Consider the following 17,063-nt stretch of genomic DNA (forward strand, 5'->3'; position numbering starts at 1 on the left):
GAATGCCATGTCTGCTGCGGACAATAGCCGCTTCGTCATCCGTGACCGAAACTGGCACCCCAAAGCGCTGACACCTGATTACAAGACCTCTATCCTGCGCTCGCCGCGCCAGGCGCTGGTCAGTATCCCGCAATCCATTTCCGAAACCACAGGCCCGGATTTCTCTCATTTGAAATTCGGCCCGTACGATAACGACCTGCTGCTCAATTTCAACAACGGTGGGCTGCCTATCGGTGAGCGTATCCTGCTGGCCGGGCGGGTCTGTGATCAGTACGGAAAGCCGATTCCGCATACGCTGGTAGAGATCTGGCAGGCCAACGCCGGTGGGCGTTATCGCCACAAGCGCGATGCCTATCTGGCGCCCATCGATCCCAATTTCGGCGGTGTCGGACGTGCGTTGACCGACAGCGAAGGCAATTACAGCTTTCGCACTGTCAAGCCTGGCCCTTACCCGTGGCGCAACGGCCCCAACGATTGGCGTCCGGCGCACATTCATGTGTCGATCAGTGGGCCGTCGATTGCCACGCGCCTGATCACTCAGCTGTATTTCGAAGGCGATCCGTTGATTCCGATCTGCCCGATCGTCAAGGCCATTGCCAACCCGGACGCGGTGCAGAGTCTGATTGCCAGGCTCGATCTGGGAATGGGCAATCCGATGGATTGTCTGGCCTATCGCTTTGATATCGTGTTGCGCGGCCAGCGCAAGACTCATTTCGAAAACTGCTGAGGAGGCCCGACATGCCCGTTCAATTACTGCAGGAAACCCCTTCGCAAACCGCTGGCCCTTATGTGCATATCGGTCTCGCACCACAGGTGGCCGGCAATCCGACCCGCGAGCTGGAAATCTGGAACGAGATGGCCAGACCCGATGCGCCGGGTGAGCACATCGTGCTGGTCGGCAATGTTTTCGACGGCAACGGTCATTTGATCCGTGATGCGTATCTGGAATTCTGGCAAGCCGACCATCAGGGCGTGTATCACCGCGAGTTCGACCCTGAGCGGCCGTTCAACGGTTTCGGCCGTACGGCTACCACCGACGACGGCCAATGGATTCTGAAGACCATCAAGCCTGGCACGGTGCGCAATGCAGCTGGCGTGCCGATGGCTGCACACGTCAACGTTTCGCTGTTTGCCCGTGGCATCAACATACATCTGCAGACGCGGTTGTATTTCGACGACGAAGCGCAGGCCAATGCGCAGGACCCGGTGCTCAATCTGATCGAGCAGCCACCCCGTCGTGAAACACTGATTGCACGCCGCTGCACGCATGACGGTCAAACGGCCTATCGTTTCGACATCCGTGTGCAGGGCGAGGGGGAGACGGTGTTTTTCGATTTCTGAATCATGTGCGTGCGTTTCACGGTGCCTGCATCGGCAGGCGACCCTATAAAAATAAGACCAAAAAAATAGAAGGACACCTCCATGACGCTTTCAGCCGGCAGGCCCGCGGCGGGCACGCTCGATGTTCAGGCTTTCATCAATGCGCAACCGTTGTCCGGGTATCAGTGGCGAGTGGTCGCACTGTGTTTTCTGATCGTTTTTCTCGACGGCCTTGATACCGCCGCAATGGGGTTCATTGCACCGGCGCTCAGTCAGGATTGGGGTATCGATCGGGCCAGCTTGGGGCCGGTGATGAGCGCTGCGCTGATCGGCATGGTATTCGGCGCGCTGGGTTCCGGCCCGCTGGCCGACCGTTTCGGGCGCAAAGTGGTGCTGGTTGTCGCGGTGCTGCTGTTCGGTCTTTTCAGCCTGGCGTCTGCCTACAGCAGCAACATCGATCAACTGCTGGTTCTGCGCCTGCTGACCGGGCTGGGGCTTGGCGCAGCGATGCCCAATGCCACCACGTTGTTGTCGGAATACACGCCCGAACGGCTCAAGTCGCTGCTGGTGACGAGCATGTTTTGCGGGTTCAATCTGGGCATGGCCTGTGGTGGTTTCGTGTCGGCCAAACTGATTCCCAGCATGGGTTGGCACAGCCTGCTGATGCTGGGCGGTATCCTGCCGTTGATACTGGCGCTGGTGCTGATGGTCTGGCTGCCGGAATCGGCGCGGTTTCTTGTGGTACGCAATCGCGGTGCAGAGCGGGTTCGCAAAGTGCTGGAGCCGATTGCGCCGAAGGCGTTGGCCGGTATCACCGATTTCAGTGTGCCCGAACAGAAAACGGTCAGTAGCCGCAATGTACTGAAAGTGATTTTCTCCGGCACCTACAGCGCGGGTACGTTGTTGCTGTGGCTCACGTATTTCATGGGGCTGGTCATCGTCTACCTGTTGACCAGTTGGCTGCCGACCCTGATGCGCGACAGCGGTGCGAGCATGGAGCAGTCGGCGTTCATTGGCGCGTTGTTCCAGTTCGGCGGAGTACTGAGTGCTGTGGGCGTCGGTTGGGCAATGGATCGTTACAACCCGCACAAGGTGATTGGCCTGGCCTACGCGCTGGCGGGTGTGTTCGCCTGGCTGGTCGGGCAAAGTCTGGGCAATGTCGCCTTGCTGGCTACGCTGGTGCTGCTGGCCGGCATGTGTATCAACGGCGCGCAGTCGGCAATGCCGTCGCTGGCCGCGCGTTTCTACCCCACTCAGGGGCGCGCCACGGGAGTGTCATGGATGCTCGGGATCGGCCGTTTCGGTGCCATTCTCGGTGCCTGGGCCGGTGCCACGCTGCTGGGGCTGGGCTGGAGTTTCGAGCAGGTGCTGACGGCACTGGTGGTTCCGGCTGCCCTGGCCGCGATAGCGATCCTGATCAAGGGCTGGGTCAGTCATTCGGACGCCACCTGAAACCTTTCAATCTGGAGCGGTGATGTGAACAGAGCGAGCAATCAACTTTTCGATACTTACTTCACGCAAACCGGGATGCGTGAAATATTTTCGGATGAAGGCCGGGTACAAGGCATGCTCGATTTCGAGGCCGCGCTGGCGCGGGCGCAGGCACGGGTGGGGCTGATCCCGCCTGACGTAGTGGCCGACATCGAACGCAGCTGTCATGCCCGGTTGTTCGATTTCGGCGAGCTGGCGATCGCTATCGGCAGTGCTGGCAATTCGGCGATTCCGCTGGTCAAGGCGCTGGGCAGGCAGATCGCCGCGCGCAGTGCCGAAGCCGAGCGATATGTGCACATGGGCGCGACCAGCCAGGATGTGATGGACAGCGGGCTGATCCTGCAATTGCGTCGAGCGACCGTTTTGCTGGAGCACGATCTGACCCGGCTGGCCGATGCGCTTGCAGTACAGGCGCAACGCCATGCCACCACGCCGCTGGCGGGACGCACCTGGCTGCAGCAGGCCACGCCGGTCACGCTGGGGATGAAAATTGCTGGCTGGCTGGGCGCTGTCACCCGCCATCGACAGCGTTTGCACGAGATCCAGCCGCGCCTGCTGTGCCTGCAGTTCGGTGGTGCTTCCGGCAGCCTGGCAGCGCTCGGCGATCAGGCATTTTCGGTGGCCGAAGCGTTGGCGGGCGAATTGAACCTGCAATTGCCCGAGCAACCCTGGCACACCCAGCGTGACCGGCTGGTGGAGTTTGCCAGCCTGCTGGGTATGATTGCTGGCAGTCTCGGTAAACTGGGGCGTGACGTCAGCCTGCTGATGCAGACTGAGGTAGGCGAGGTCTTTGAGCCTTCGGCACCCGGCAAGGGCGGATCTTCGACCATGCCGCACAAACGCAACCCGGTGGGTGCCGCAGTCATGATCAGCGCGGCCACCCGTGCACCAGGGCTGGTCGCTACGATGTTTGCGGCCATGCCCCAGGAGCACGAACGCAGTCTGGGCCTCTGGCACGCCGAGTGGGAGACCCTGCCGGAGTTGTGCTGCCTGGTGTCGGGCTCGCTGCAACAGGCGTTGCAGGTGATACCCGGGTTGCAGGTAGATGCCGAGCGCATGGGGCTCAATCTGCAATCTACCAAAGGCCTGGTGCTGGCCGAAGCTGTGAGCATTGCGCTGGCTCAGCGCATCGGGCGTGACGCTGCCCATCATCTCGTAGAGCAATGTTGCCGTCGTGCGGTCGAGCAGGGGGCGCATTTGCGACAAGTGCTCGGCGAAAACCCGCAGGTCTGTGAGCAATTTTCTTCCGACGAGCTGGATCGCCTGCTTGATCCGGCCCATTACCTTGGTCAGGCTCGACAGTGGGTCGAGCGCGCCGTGGCCGAACACACAAGGATTTCCCGATGACCGAAGACGAACGTTACGAAGCCGGCATGCACGTGCGCCGTGCGGTGCTGGGCGACGCGCATGTCGATAACAGCCTGAGCAAACTGACGCCGTTCAATGAAGAATTTCAGGAAATGATCACCCGCCACGCCTGGGGCGATATCTGGACACGCCCGGGGTTGCCGCGCCATACCCGCAGCCTGATCACTATCGCGATGTTGATCGGCATGAACCGCGAGGGCGAATTGCGCCTGCACTTGAAAGCCGCAAAAAACAACGGCGTGACCCGTGATGAGATCAAGGAAGTCTTGATGCAGAGCGCTATCTACTGCGGTATTCCGGCAGCCAACGCGACGTTTCACCTGGCCGAAGCGGTGTGGGATGAGATGGGCGTGGAGTCATTGAGCGAGCGCTGAAACAATCTTTTTGCGAAAGACACCGCCGTCACTCCATACGAGCCCGGCGGTGTTTTTTTGAATCAGAGCAACGACAGCGGGTAGCTGACGATCAGGCGATTCTCATCGAACTGGTTGGTGTTGTAGTCACGGCGCATGGTGGAGTTACGCCACTTGAGTGACAGGCTTTTGAACGCGCCACTCTGGAATACATAGGCCAGTTCGGTTTCCCGTGCCCACTCTTCGCCATCGGTGATTGCGCCAGTGTGTACATTGTCACCGCTGATGTAGCGGTTCATCAGGGTCAGGCCGGGTACGCCCAGAGCTGCGAAGTCGTAGTCATGGCGCAATTGCCAGGATTTCTCCCTCGCGTTGTCGAAGCTGGAGTTGTAACTGTCGTTGGCCAGCGTACCGCCGCTGGTGCCGTTGACGCGCATCCAGGCGCTGTCACCGCTGACCTTCTGCAAGCCCAGGTAAAAAGTGTTGCCGCCGTACCGTGCCGAGAGCATTGCTGACCAGGTCTTGTTGTCCAGATCACCTGCCAGCGACTGACCGTCGTCCTTGCCCTGAAAGTAGCCAAGGTTGGCCCCCAGCGTCCAGCTGCCCAGCGGCTGGCTGTGCAACAGGTTGAGGTATTGCTGGTGGTAGATGTCTTCCAGCTCGGCGTACCAGACCCCGATCTGGGTACGCTTTTCGTTGAAAACATATTCGCCGCCACCAAAGTTGAAACGGTCGGAGGTAAACGCCGTGCGGCCGTTCAGGGACATGTCTTCCATGCTGGCGTCGTTGCGTGGACTGTTGCCGCGGAACTGGCCGCCGTAGAGGGTCAGCCCGTCGATTTCTTTGGAGGTGATCTGTCCGCCCTGAAAGGTTTGCGGCAGTGATCGACCGTCATCGGAGCGCAGGATAGGCAGCACCGGCATCCACTCGCCGATCTTCAATTCGGTCTTCGAAAAGCGCGCCTTGCCCGCCACGGCCAGTCGACCGAAGTCATCGGCAGGGCGTCCATCGCTGTGGATCGGCAACAACTGTGTGCCGCCCGTACCTTTGCCTCCGTCTAGCTTGAGTGAGTAAAGACCCAACGCATCCACGCCAAAGCCGACGGTGCCTTGGGTGAAACCGGAGCGGGCATCGAGGATGAAGTTCTGCGTCCACTCCTCGGCGTAGTTCTGCGCGTTGGCCGGGTCGACGAAGTTGCGGTTGATGTAGAAGTTGCGTAGGTTCAGATTGACCTTGGCGTCGTCGACGAATCCGGCAGCGTTGCCGCTGATGGGTGTCAAGTGTGCGGCAATGGCCGCAGACAGACCGCAAAGGAGTTTGCAGGAGGAATTGGCGCGCATGGAACAGACCTTTTTTGTAGTTATTGAGTCGTGTAGCTGGCTGCGATAGTGAAATGCCGAGGCACGGCCTGCAATTGCGAAACAGCTGTTTCGGGCGATTATCGAACGTTAATGAACTGGTTCGAACATTTTGTGCGGGACGTTGCAAACGCGTGTGCGATGCTCTCTGATCGGTAAACATGGGTAGCGGGCTGTGGCGCTTTCGGCCATAGCGTCCGGCTGCCGACACTTCAACAAGGAAGCGCGATGAGCACTGCCAGCACGCCGTCGTCCGGCGTCAACCAGCCCCTCAAGGGTATTGGCTTCATCCTTCTGGCGACCTTTCTGTTCGCCAGTCACGACACACTGTCCAAGTACCTGTCCGGCTTCTATCCGATCATTCTGGTGGTCTGGGCGCGCTATCTGGTGCACACGTTGCTCATGGCCTGCATCTTCATGCCGTCGGCGGGGCTGCGCGTGCTGCGCACCAAGCGTCCCGGTCTGCAGGCATTGCGTGCGCTGGCGCTGTTGGGTACCAGTCTGCTGTTTACCAGCAGCCTGATGTTCATACCGCAGGCGGAGGCGACGGCGGTCAACTTTCTTGCGCCGTTGCTGGTCACGGCGTTGTCGGTGCCGCTGCTGCACGAGCGTGTAACGCGTGGGCAGTGGGTTGCAGTGGTTGTCGGGTTTATCGGAGTGATGATCATCATTCATCCGGGTGGCGAGCTGTTTACGCCAGCGATCCTGCTGCCGCTGTCGTCAGCCTTGTGTTTTGCGCTGTATCAACTCCTGACACGGCTGGTCAGCCCGTTCGACAGTCCGACCACCAGCAACTTTTTTGCAGGGCTGTTCAATACTCTGTTGATGAGTGCGCTGGTGCCGTTCTTCTGGGAAATGCCTGCGCTCAAGCACTTGCCGTTTCTGCTGGCGCTCGGTGCGTGCGGGATGTCTGCGCATTTGCTGCTGACCCAGGCCTTCCGCTTCGCCGCTCCGGCGATGCTTGCGCCTTTCAGTTATTGCCAGATCGTATTCGCTGGATTGCTGGGCTTCGTGGTGTTCGACCATATGCCGCCGCCGACCGCGCAGGCAGGTATTGCAATCATCTGCCTCAGCGGCCTTGCGGCGGCGTGGCAACAGCGCCGCAAGGGTGGGTAGCGTTTGACGCTGATGCCAATGTTCGGTTGGCATGTCGCTCCTGGCGCACTGCGTTGTAAGTCTTCGCTGCAGCACAATGTCATGTTGCGCCTGCAGGAGGCCGCCATACGTGCTTTTCGATCACGATGGCACTGACAACGCCAATTGCGACGTAAGTGACGGCTGAGTCCTGGCGCTGATCCGGGGGTAGCCTGGCAGGACGCCAGGCTAGCCGCACCGCGCCATGGATGGCGCGTTGCGGCGACCCCCGGATCAGTGTCAGGGCGAAGGAACCCGACGAAGTCGGGCCGGAAACAGGAGCGGGGACTTTGCTCACTTTGGTCCCTCAAAGTGAGTCGCCGAGGGGCGAAAAGGTGACCTGAGCCGAACGCCAATCCACCTGACGAAGAAAAACCGTCGTGTGACGCGGAGCGTCACGAACTGCATTCCCACGCGGAGCGTGAGGAACGAGAGTTAAAGGTGACCTGAGTCGGACCCCAATCCACCTGACAAAGAAAACCCGCTGTGTGACGCAGAGCGTCACGAACTGCATCCCCACGCGGAGCATGGGGACGATAGCCATTCTGGGTTTTCGGGCTGCGTCAGACGATTACTCGCTGAGCGTCGGAACCTTGCGAGGGGCCATGAAGTACATCCAGATCAGTGCAATGAAATACATCGCCGGGATCATGGTGAACAACACGTTGTAGTTGTTATTGGTGGCGGTCAGGACGGCCCCCACAATCTGAGTCATGAACATACCGCCGATGGCCGCACACATGCCGCCGAAGCCGAACACGGTACTCATCATGTGCTTGGGTGTGTAATCCATCACCAGGCTCCAGATATTCGCGGTCCAGGCCTGATGCGCACCCACTGCAAGCGAGATTGCCAGTACCGCCACCCACAGACCGCTGGCGTTGGCGGCGAACACCACGCTGCAGATCGTGATGGCAAAGATCAGCATCGACACCAGACGTGCAGTGGTCGCACGCATGCCACGACCAATCAGCCAGGACGACAGGATGCCGCCACCGATGCTGCCGAAGTCAGCGGTCAGCCAGATCAGGATCAGCGGGATGCCCATCTGCGTCACGCTGATGCCCAGGTTGTATTGCTGATTGAGAAACGGCGGCAGCCAATACAGGTAGAACCAGAACACCGGTGCAGTGATCGCATAAGCCAGCGCGAAGGCCCAGGTACCACGCATTTTCAGAATGCCGGAGAACGGCACCTTGACCGGGGTCGGTTCGACTTCCTGATTGATGTAATCCAGCTCGGTCTTGCTGACCGTCGGATGCTCTTCGGGGTTGTAGTACTTCAGGCGCCACATGATCACCCAGATCAGTCCCAGCGAACCCATCGCCACAAAGGCAGCCTGCCAGCCCCATAAGGTGAGGATCAGCGGCAGCAATGCCGGGGTGAGCATGGCACCCACGTTAGTACCGGCGTTGAAGATGCCGGTTGCCACTGCTCGTTCACCCGCCGGGAACCACAGCCGGGTGGTCTTTACACAGGCGGGGTAGTTGGCCGCCTCGGTCAGGCCCAGGATGAACCGGCAGACCATGAAGCCCACCGCGGAAGTGGCAAGGCCATGAGCACCGGTCGCCAGGCTCCACAACAGCACCGCGAGGAAGAACGCGCGCTTGACGCCGACCTTGTCGATGAAACGGCCTTGCAGCACGAAGCCCACCGCATAACCGACCTGAAACCAGAAGTTGATGTTGGCGTAGTCCATCGCCGTCCAGCTCATTTCCTTTGCAAGGATGGGCTGCATGACGCCAAGCGCAGCCCGATCGATGTAGTTCAGCGTAGTGGCGAAGAACACTAGGGCGAGCATGCCCCAGCGCGTCTTGCCCACGGCGAGCGCGCCGCGAATCTTTTCGCCCATCCCGGCACGGGCGGCCTGGGCGACTGGGTTGGTCTGGGTGTTAAGCATGATGTTCTAACCATCCGTTCCAGGACTGTGCTGCTGGCAACAGTCGGACTGAGAAGTCCACTCGATGCAGGCGTTGTGCAGGTAAAGTGAAGTCGTAGAACCGTGATTCGACTGGCCTGGTGACTCAGGTTCCCATCGAGACGATCCGTCGGGCCGACAATTTACAGGTTGGGCCGCGCAAGTGTGTTGGAATGTTTCAGGCGACGCGTACCCGGATCAGGCTTTTGGCCGGATGAGTTCGTCGAACATGACGTCTGGTAAGACGGACGGGAGAGCGGGCGAGCAAAGCGAGAAGGGTGCACATGAGCAATGTTCCTGTTTTTTGAATTGTTATGGGTTGCTGCTGATGAAGCAAAAGATCAAAACGTTTGACTGCGGGTCTATCCTGCAATGTGATGCTGATGTTGCGCATTGCGAGATACAGCGTCAATTGAGTAAAACGGCTTTTGTTCGATAATCGAACGTAAAACTAACCGGTTCGTACACTTTATGTTGCTGTAGTATTTTGACAGGCAAATACTTTACTCGCACCTCTGAATAAGGCCGGGAAAGGCCAGGAATGCGGTGCTGTCCAGTCGCGCCCGGAACAGGTCGCGCTCATCCAGGAGCTGAAAAGCATGCAGCGTTCAATTGCTACCGTATCCTTGAGCGGTACTCTGCCCGAAAAGCTCGAAGCTATCGCCGCAGCCGGCTTTGACGGCGTCGAGATTTTTGAAAACGACTTGTTGTATTACGATGGTAGCCCACGCAACGTCAGGCAGATGTGTGCCGATCTGGGCATCGCCATCACCCTGTTCCAGCCGTTCCGCGATTTCGAAGGCTGCCGCCGTGACCGCCTGCAGCGCAATCTAGACCGTGCCGAACGCAAATTCGATCTGATGCAGGAACTGGGCACCGATCTGGTGCTGGTGTGCAGCAATGCATCCGCTGATTCAGTGGGTGATGAAAACGTGCTGCTGGATGACCTGAGCCTGCTGGCCGAGCGTGCCGGTGCCCGCAATCTGCGTGTCGGTTATGAGGCGCTGGCCTGGGGCAAGCATGTGAACACCTGGCAACAGGTCTGGAACCTGGTGCGTCAGATCGACCATCCGGCACTGGGTGTGTTGCTCGACAGTTTTCATACCCTGTCGCTGAAAGGTGATCCGAGTGCGATTGAGCAGATACCGGGTGACAAGATTTTCTTCGTACAAATGGCCGACGCACCGATTCTGGCGATGGATGTGCTGGAGTGGAGCCGCCATTTTCGCTGCTTCCCCGGTCAGGGTGAGTTCGATCTCGCCGGCTTCCTCGCACCTATCCTGCGCAGCGGCTATGCCGGTCCGTTATCGCTGGAGGTGTTCAATGATGGCTTCCGTGCCGCGCCGACTCGCGCCAATGCTGCAGACGGCTTGCGTTCGCTGCTCTATCTCGAAGAAAAAACCCGTCAGTTGATGGCACGTGACAAGTCTGCCGCAGCTCCCGAGATTCTGTTCAATCCGCCGTCTGCCAGCACCTACAACGGCGTCGAGTTCCTCGAGTTCGCGGTCGACGAGAGCCACGGTGCTCGTCTGTCGGGCTGGCTGCAACGGCTGGGCTTCGCCAGGCTGGGTCAGCACCGGTCCAAGGCGGTCAGTCTGCTGGGGCAGGGCGACATCAAGATTGTACTCAACGCCGAACCCTATTCGTTTGCCCACAGTTTTTTCGAGGCGCATGGGCCTTCATTGTGCGCAACCGCTTTGCGCGTCGACGATGGTCATCAGTCGCTGGAGCGTGCGCGTGCATTCAAGGGCCAGCCGTATCGTGGACTGGTCGGCCCTAATGAACGGGAGATTCCATCGGTCCGCGCGCCCGACGGCAGCCTGATCTATCTGGTTGACAAAGCCGCGCCTGGAGAATCGATTTACGACAGCGACTTTGTCGTCGATCCGCAAGCGGTTGCCAAGGGCGGCTTGCAGCGCATCGATCACATGGCCATGGCGCTGCCAGCCGACAGCCTGGACAGCTGGGTACTGTTCTACAAAAGCATTCTCGATTTCGAGGCTGACGACGAAGTGGTATTGCCCGACCCCTACGGTCTGGTCAAGAGCCGTGCGCTGCGCAGTCGTTGCAGCACTGTGCGCCTGCCGCTGAATATTTCCGAAAATCGCAACACCGCCATTTCCCATGCGCTGTCGAGCTACCGCGGTTCCGGGGTGCACCACATCGCGTTTTCCTGTGAAGACATCTTTGCCGAAGTCAGCCGTGCGAAGGAAGCTGGCGTGCCATTGCTGGACATCCCGCTCAACTATTACGACGACCTGGCAGCCCGCTTTGATTTCGACGAGGAGTTTCTCAGCGAACTGGCTTATTACAACGTGCTCTATGACCGCGACGCGCAAGGCGGTGAGCTGTTCCATGTCTACACCGATGCTTTTGACGGACGCTTCTTCTTCGAGATTCTGCAACGCAAGAATGGCTACGTAGGGTATGGCGCGGCCAACGTGCCGGTTCGTCTGGCCGCGATGGCCAAGGCGCGTAATGTGGCAGCGCGTCAGGCGCGACTGTAGCGCCCGCTGACGGCAGAGCAGCCGCGAGGGGTTCTCGTCCCTCGCAGCTTCCCTCCATCTGCGGTCGGCTTCATACTTCGCGTATCACCCGTGGTCATGAGCCAATAATGAAAACAATCGACTCCGCCGTTGCCGTTGAACCTGCCTCTGTCGTGCCCGATGTCGTGCCCGATGTGGTGCCCAAGGGGCGCAAGAACAATCCGGAAAAGACCCGCGAGGATATTCTTCAGGCAGCCGTCGCCGAATTCGTCGCTCATGGCCTGTCGGGAGCGCGTGTCGATGCCATTGCCGAGCGCACCAAGACCTCGAAACGGATGATTTATTACTACTTCGGCAGTAAGGAGCAGCTGTACGTCGAGGTGCTGGAAAAACTCTACGGCGCCATTCGCAATACCGAGGCCGAGTTGAATCTGGGCGAACTCGAGCCTGTCGAGGCAATTCATCGGGTGGTTGAATTCACCTTCGATCACCACGATAGCAACGTCGATTTCGTCCGCATCGTGTGCATCGAAAACATCCATTACGGCGAGAATGTCAAACAGTCAGACTCGATCCAGGCCAAAAGCCAGAACATCATCAAGGCGCTCGACGGCATTCTGCGTCGCGGTGAGGCCAGTGGCCTGTTCCGCGATGGCGTCCATCCCGTGGACTTGCACCTAATGATCAGTTCGTTCTGCTTCTACCGAATCTCCAACCGCCATACCTTCAGTGAAATCTTCCAGATCGAGCTGTGGAGCGAGGAGGTCAAGCAGCGTCACAAAGCGATGATCTGCGACGCTGTATTGCGGTATCTCAAGCGCTGAGGCTCACAGAGTGTGGAAGTGCGCCATCATGCGTTCGGCATCGGCGCTCTGGCCACTGAACAGTTCAAAGGCCTTCACCGCCTGAAACACGGCCATGGTGCTGCCATCCAGGGTTCGGCAGCCCAGTGCACGAGCTTGCTTGAGCAGTTCGGTTTCCAATGGGAAGTAAATGATTTCCGCGACCCACAGCTCTGACCGCAGCAACTCGACCGGCAGCGGCGTGCCCGGCAGTTTGGCCATGCCGACCGGCGTGGTGTTGACCAGCCCGTCGGCCCGGGCCATTGCTGCCGCCAGGTCCTGGCCCACTTGTGCTCTTGCGGCACCGAAGTGAGCATTGAGATTGTCCACCAGTCCCTGAGCGCGTTGCGGCTCGACTTCGAATACCGTAAGGCATTCGACGCCTGCGGCCAATAACGCATGCGCTACGGCAGCGCCAGCGCCGCCTGCCCCCATTTGCACCACATGGCGGCGTGGCGCCTTGTCCAGTCCACGCTGGAAGCCCTCGGCAAAGCCCAGGCAATCAGTGTTGTGACCGATGCGCTTACCATCCTTGAAGACCACAGTATTTACCGCGCCGATACCGCGCGCTTCATCGGACAGCTCGTCCAGCAAAGGGATGATTGCCTGCTTGCAGGGAAATGTAATATTCAAGCCTGTGAAACCGCACGCTCGAGCGCCTTCAAGCAGTCTTGGCAGGGCGCTGATGTCCAGTTGCAGGGCGTCGATATCGATCAGCCTATACAGATAGCGCATACCCTGTGCATCGCCTTCGTGCTCGTGCATGGCTGGGGTCCGCGAGGCCTGGATGCCCGAGCCGATAAGACCGGCGAGGACGGATGTATTTTCAGCATGAGTCATAGGATACGTCTCTTGTTTTTGTGCCACTGCCCGGTCCAGGGCAGGTGTTGAGCGGAATGTACCAGATGGTTAATAGTGCCGCAGGTGGCAGGTGATTGCTACGCAGCGATGTTGTGCGGTGATCGCCCTAATCAGGGATAATCCACGGCCAGCCGCTTCAGATCAGCCAGAGTTCACGCCGCACATGTCCGATTCCGTTTTCAATGCTGCACAGCAGCAAGCCAGCACGCTGTACCTGCCGCCGGGCGCGTGGGCCACTGTGCTCGATTGCCTGTGTGCGAAATTCACCGCCATTAGCCGCGAACAATGGCTGGATCGTATTGCCCGCGGGCGGGTGCTGGACGAAAACGGCAAGCCCGTAGCGCCAGACCTCGCATATCGGGAGGGCCTGCGCATTCACTATTTCCGTGAGGTGCCCCATGAAACGCCTATTCCGGTGCTCGAAACGATCCTCTACGCTGACGATCATCTGGTAGTGGCTGACAAACCGCACTTTTTGCCCGTGACACCCGCAGGCGAGTACGTCGAGCAGACGTTGCTGCGTCGTTTGATCCATCGTCTGGGCAACGCCGATCTGGTGCCGCTGCACCGCATCGACCGGCACACCGCCGGGCTGGTGCTGTTTTCAGCCAACCGGCAGACGCGCTCGGCTTATCAGGCACTGTTTCCTGCCCGACAGATCGACAAGTTCTACGAAGCCATCGCGCCGGCACTGCCGGGGCTGACGTTTCCGCGCTTGCACGAGAGCCGTCTGATCGAAGGCGAGCCGTTTTTTCGCATGCAGGAAGGCGCAGGCACCAGCAATACCCGCACGCAGATCGAGGTACTCGAACGGCAGGATAACTTGTGGCGATACGGGCTCTATCCGGTGACCGGCAAGAAGCATCAGTTACGTGTGCACATGGCGGCACTGGGCGCTGGGATCTGCAACGACCCGTTCTATCCGGACGTGGTAAAAGACCCTGTCGACGATTATCAAAACCCTCTTAAGCTGTTGGCCAAGGGCTTGCGCTTCGTCGACCCGCTCAATGGCCAACAGCGTCACTTCGAAAGCCTGCTCAAGCTTGACTGGTAAGCCGTGGATACTGAGCTGGCAGGCCAAAAAAACCCGCACTCGGCGGGTTTTCTCAATCAGTCACGTTACGCCCGGATCACAGATCCTTGACGGTACGTACCTGATCCTTGTTGATGCGGGTCTGCTTGCCGTCGAGCTGTTTGAACTCGTAGAAGCCCGACTCTTCATCGTACTTCGGCGTATCGACAGCCTGGATTTCACGACCATCGTTCAAGGTGATCACAGTGGGCGATGCGCAGCCGGCGAGGGAGGCAATGCTCAATGCAAGCAGGAAGGCAGCGGGAAGGGTCCGTTGTTTCATTACTGTGTCTCCAGATGGATTCTTGATTTACTGAACTCTCAGACGGATACACCGTCGGCAAAGTTCCGTATACACCCGCAGCAAGTTCAATAGCCAGCTACTTGCTATGGTTTCTCGCTGATCCCGGTCAACAGACAGGGGGTGTTCAGGTTGGCCAGACGCGGATCGCCTGCTTCCAGCTGCAGGGCAACTGGCTGCAGCGGCTCCATGGCCCGTCTCGGGCTGCGTTCGCCGGCCTGCCACGCGGCTTCCAGCGTTGCAGCGTGAGCGGTGGGGATCATACATAAAAGCGGCTGCCAGTGCTGGCCTTCGCGCACCATTATTGGTCGTTCCGGGTGCTCACGGGCTTTTTCGCGCAGTGCTTGCAGCAACGGCTCGTCGACCAAAGGCACGTCGCAAGGCAGGATCAGCAGCCACTGATGCCGGGCGCGCGGCAGCGCGGCGCGAATCCCGGCCAGAGGGCCATTGAATTCGCTATCGTGGTCCTGCACCAGTTGATCGGCGTATTGCGCATAGCGCTCGATATTGCGGTTGCAGGAAATGATCAGGTCGTCAGTCAGCGGCCGGGTCAGCCGGTGCAGGTGCTCTATCAGCGCCGAGCCCTGCCATTCGATCAGTCCTTTGTCACGTCCGCCCATCCGCTGCCCGCGGCCTCCGGCCAGCAGCAGAATCGAGCAGGGAGGCAGCGTGGCAGGAACAATCATCGAACACTCGTCGGGCAGTCAAAAGGAGTGCTGTGATATAACACCGGCCTGTTTCCTTAACAACTGGATGAGGCCATGAAAGCCAAGGCTGACACACCTTTCGTACCCCTGAATATCGCCGTGCTGACCGTCAGCGATACCCGCACCCGTGAAACCGATACCTCGGGCCAGATGTTCGTCGACCGCCTGACCGAGGCCGGTCATGGTCTGATCGAACGCGTGCTGCTCAAGGATGACCTGTACAAAATCCGCGCTCAGGTAGCGACCTGGATTGCCAACGATGAGGTGCAAGTCGTGCTGATCACTGGCGGCACGGGCTTTACCGGTCGTGACAGCACGCCGGAAGCCGTGGCATGTCTGCTGGACAAGCAGGTCGATGGTTTCGGTGAGCTGTTCCGGCAGATTTCTGTGCCGGACATCGGCACGTCGACCATTCAGTCACGCGCGCTGGCAGGCCTGTCCAACGGCACCCTGGTCTGCTGCCTGCCGGGCTCCACCAATGCGGTGCGTACTGCCTGGGACGGTATTCTCGCTCAGCAACTGGATTCGCGTTTCCGGCCCTGCAACTTCGTGCCGCACCTCAAGCAGGCCGAGCCCTGTGCGACCCGTGGTTGAGTGCTCATGAACAACGAGCCGAAAACCCTGTTGCCTGTTGAAGAAGCCATCGCGCGACTGTTGGCGATGGCTGACGCTACACAGATCAATGATCGCCAGCGGGTTCCGCTGGCCGATGCCGAAGGTCGCGTGTTGGCGGTGGACCTGGTCTCCACGCTGGATCTGCCGCCCTGGCCGAACAGTGCCATGGATGGTTATGCCTTGCGCGTGGCGGATTGGAGCGGCGAGCCGCTGACCGTCAGTCAGCGCATCTTTGCTGGACAGGCTCCCGAGCCACTGGCCCCTGGCTCCTGTGCACGTATCTTCACCGGCGCGCCGATGCCGGAAGGCGCCGATTGCGTTGAAATGCAGGAAAACGCCGAGGTGCTGGCGGATCAGCGAGTGCGCTTCAACGAACCGCTGAACGTCGGGCAGAACATTCGCCCGCAGGGGCAGGAAACCCGGGTCGGCGATACGGTGCTGGCGGCCGGTACACGGCTGGGTCCTGTCGAGCTGGGCCTGGCCGCATCGCTGGGGCTGGCCGAGCTTGAGGTGATCCGTCGCGTGCGGGTCGCGGTGTTATCCACGGGCGATGAATTGATCGAGCCCGGCCAGCCACTGGGACCTGGACAGATCTACAACAGCAACCGCGTTTTATTGTGCAGTTGGCTGAAGCGGCTCGAATGCGAGGTAGTGGATGCCGGCATTCTGCCGGACGATCTGCCGAAGACTCGCATTGCGTTGGCGAATCTGCACGATGTCGATCTGATCCTTTCCACCGGTGGTGTGTCGGTGGGCGAAGCGGATTTCCTCGGTCACGCTTTGCGCGAAGAAGGCGAGCTGACGCTCTGGAAGCTGGCAATCAAGCCAGGCAAGCCGCTGACCTTCGGGCATTTTCGTGGTGTGCCGGTGATCGGGCTGCCCGGCAATCCTGCGTCCACGCTGGTTACCTTCGCTCTGCTGGCGCGTGCTTACCTGCTGCGCCGTCAGGGCGTGATCGACGTCGCGCCGTTGCAGTTTCCGGTGCCCGCCGGGTTCGTCTGGATGCGTCCGGGCAATCGTCGCGAATACCTGCGCGGACGTCTTGAGCAGGGTCGGGCCGTGGTCTATCGCAACCAGAGTTCCGGCGTGTTGCGCAGCGCCGCGTGGGCTGATGGCCTGATTGAGGTGCGCGAAGGCACAACCGTGGCCGAAGGGGACTGGGTCACCTTCATCCCGTTGAGTGAAGTGCTGGGCTGAGTGCATTCGAATGGTGGGACGGGTACGCATGAGCTACTCT

16 protein-coding genes are annotated in these 17,063 nt (G+C 59.6%); 11 read left to right on the forward strand and 5 right to left on the reverse strand.

The genetic code is table 11. From position 1 onward, the window contains the following. Positions 1 to 7: 7 nt before the first annotated feature. From pcaH to pcaC, 5 genes are all read left to right on the forward strand, one after another. Positions 8 to 727 carry a protocatechuate 3,4-dioxygenase subunit beta gene (gene pcaH, locus MME58_RS10875; RefSeq protein WP_055006460.1) on the forward strand — a complete coding sequence of 240 codons (720 nt, stop codon included), beginning with the start codon at positions 8 to 10 and terminating at the stop codon, positions 725 to 727. An 11-nt stretch (positions 728 to 738) separates the two neighbouring features. Continuing rightward, complete coding sequence (gene pcaG, locus MME58_RS10880; protein WP_055006459.1) at positions 739 to 1,341, forward strand: protocatechuate 3,4-dioxygenase subunit alpha; 603 nt, start codon at positions 739 to 741, stop codon at positions 1,339 to 1,341. Between the two features lie 81 nt (positions 1,342 to 1,422). Then, the gene (pcaK, locus tag MME58_RS10885) at positions 1,423 to 2,772 is read left to right on the forward strand and encodes a 4-hydroxybenzoate transporter PcaK (RefSeq protein ID WP_055006458.1); all 1,350 of its coding nucleotides are present in this window, start codon (positions 1,423 to 1,425) and stop codon (positions 2,770 to 2,772) included. A 24-nt stretch (positions 2,773 to 2,796) separates the two neighbouring features. Next, positions 2,797 to 4,158 carry a 3-carboxy-cis,cis-muconate cycloisomerase gene (locus tag MME58_RS10890; protein ID WP_055006457.1) on the forward strand — a complete coding sequence of 454 codons (1,362 nt, stop codon included), beginning with the start codon at positions 2,797 to 2,799 and terminating at the stop codon, positions 4,156 to 4,158. Beyond that, positions 4,155 to 4,553 carry a 4-carboxymuconolactone decarboxylase gene (gene pcaC / locus MME58_RS10895; RefSeq protein ID WP_054985416.1) on the forward strand — a complete coding sequence of 133 codons (399 nt, stop codon included), beginning with the start codon at positions 4,155 to 4,157 and terminating at the stop codon, positions 4,551 to 4,553. The genes MME58_RS10890 and pcaC overlap by 4 nt, the downstream gene beginning before the upstream one ends. A gap of 62 nt (positions 4,554 to 4,615) precedes the next feature. Here pcaC and MME58_RS10900 read toward each other — a convergent pair whose 3' ends face one another. Continuing rightward, complete coding sequence (locus tag MME58_RS10900) at positions 4,616 to 5,872, reverse strand: OprD family porin (protein ID WP_054985417.1); 1,257 nt, start codon at positions 5,870 to 5,872, stop codon at positions 4,616 to 4,618. Positions 5,873 to 6,118: 246 nt separating this feature from the next. Here MME58_RS10900 and MME58_RS10905 point away from each other — a divergent pair, with 246 nt between their 5' ends. Next, positions 6,119 to 7,006, forward strand: a complete 888-nt coding sequence (locus MME58_RS10905; protein WP_054985418.1) for a DMT family transporter — start codon at positions 6,119 to 6,121, stop codon at positions 7,004 to 7,006. Between the two features lie 589 nt (positions 7,007 to 7,595). Here the strand turns inward: MME58_RS10905 and MME58_RS10910 are convergent. Then, positions 7,596 to 8,924, reverse strand: a complete 1,329-nt coding sequence (locus MME58_RS10910) for an MFS transporter (RefSeq protein WP_055006722.1) — start codon at positions 8,922 to 8,924, stop codon at positions 7,596 to 7,598. Positions 8,925 to 9,541: 617 nt separating this feature from the next. On the opposite strand from MME58_RS10910, the gene quiC reads away from it, so the two are divergent. Next, complete coding sequence (gene quiC / locus MME58_RS10915) at positions 9,542 to 11,449, forward strand: 3-dehydroshikimate dehydratase QuiC (protein WP_055006724.1); 1,908 nt, start codon at positions 9,542 to 9,544, stop codon at positions 11,447 to 11,449. A gap of 107 nt (positions 11,450 to 11,556) precedes the next feature. Then, on the forward strand, positions 11,557 to 12,252 hold the full coding sequence (locus tag MME58_RS10920; RefSeq protein ID WP_055006725.1) for a TetR/AcrR family transcriptional regulator: 696 nt from the start codon (positions 11,557 to 11,559) through the stop codon (positions 12,250 to 12,252). 3 nt (positions 12,253 to 12,255) lie between these two features. On the opposite strand, the gene MME58_RS10925 is transcribed toward MME58_RS10920, so the two are convergent. Then, positions 12,256 to 13,110, reverse strand: coding sequence for a shikimate dehydrogenase (locus MME58_RS10925; protein WP_055006726.1), 855 nt, complete (start codon positions 13,108 to 13,110; stop codon positions 12,256 to 12,258). Between the two features lie 184 nt (positions 13,111 to 13,294). On the opposite strand from MME58_RS10925, the gene MME58_RS10930 reads away from it, so the two are divergent. Continuing rightward, the gene (locus MME58_RS10930) at positions 13,295 to 14,185 is read left to right on the forward strand and encodes a pseudouridine synthase (RefSeq protein ID WP_055006727.1); all 891 of its coding nucleotides are present in this window, start codon (positions 13,295 to 13,297) and stop codon (positions 14,183 to 14,185) included. Between the two features lie 76 nt (positions 14,186 to 14,261). On the opposite strand, the gene MME58_RS10935 is transcribed toward MME58_RS10930, so the two are convergent. Then, the gene (locus tag MME58_RS10935) at positions 14,262 to 14,486 is read right to left on the reverse strand and encodes a YgdI/YgdR family lipoprotein (RefSeq protein WP_002553129.1); all 225 of its coding nucleotides are present in this window, start codon (positions 14,484 to 14,486) and stop codon (positions 14,262 to 14,264) included. Between the two features lie 104 nt (positions 14,487 to 14,590). Then, complete coding sequence (mobA, locus tag MME58_RS10940) at positions 14,591 to 15,190, reverse strand: molybdenum cofactor guanylyltransferase MobA (RefSeq protein ID WP_055006728.1); 600 nt, start codon at positions 15,188 to 15,190, stop codon at positions 14,591 to 14,593. A 75-nt stretch (positions 15,191 to 15,265) separates the two neighbouring features. Here mobA and moaB point away from each other — a divergent pair, with 75 nt between their 5' ends. Further along, on the forward strand, positions 15,266 to 15,805 hold the full coding sequence (gene moaB, locus MME58_RS10945; RefSeq protein ID WP_055006729.1) for a molybdenum cofactor biosynthesis protein B: 540 nt from the start codon (positions 15,266 to 15,268) through the stop codon (positions 15,803 to 15,805). A 6-nt stretch (positions 15,806 to 15,811) separates the two neighbouring features. Continuing rightward, positions 15,812 to 17,023, forward strand: coding sequence for a molybdopterin molybdotransferase MoeA (locus tag MME58_RS10950; RefSeq protein ID WP_055006730.1), 1,212 nt, complete (start codon positions 15,812 to 15,814; stop codon positions 17,021 to 17,023). Positions 17,024 to 17,063: the final 40 nt, after the last annotated feature.

Source organism: Pseudomonas syringae pv. tagetis, assembly GCF_022557255.1.
Classification (GTDB): domain Bacteria; phylum Pseudomonadota; class Gammaproteobacteria; order Pseudomonadales; family Pseudomonadaceae; genus Aquipseudomonas; species Aquipseudomonas caricapapayae.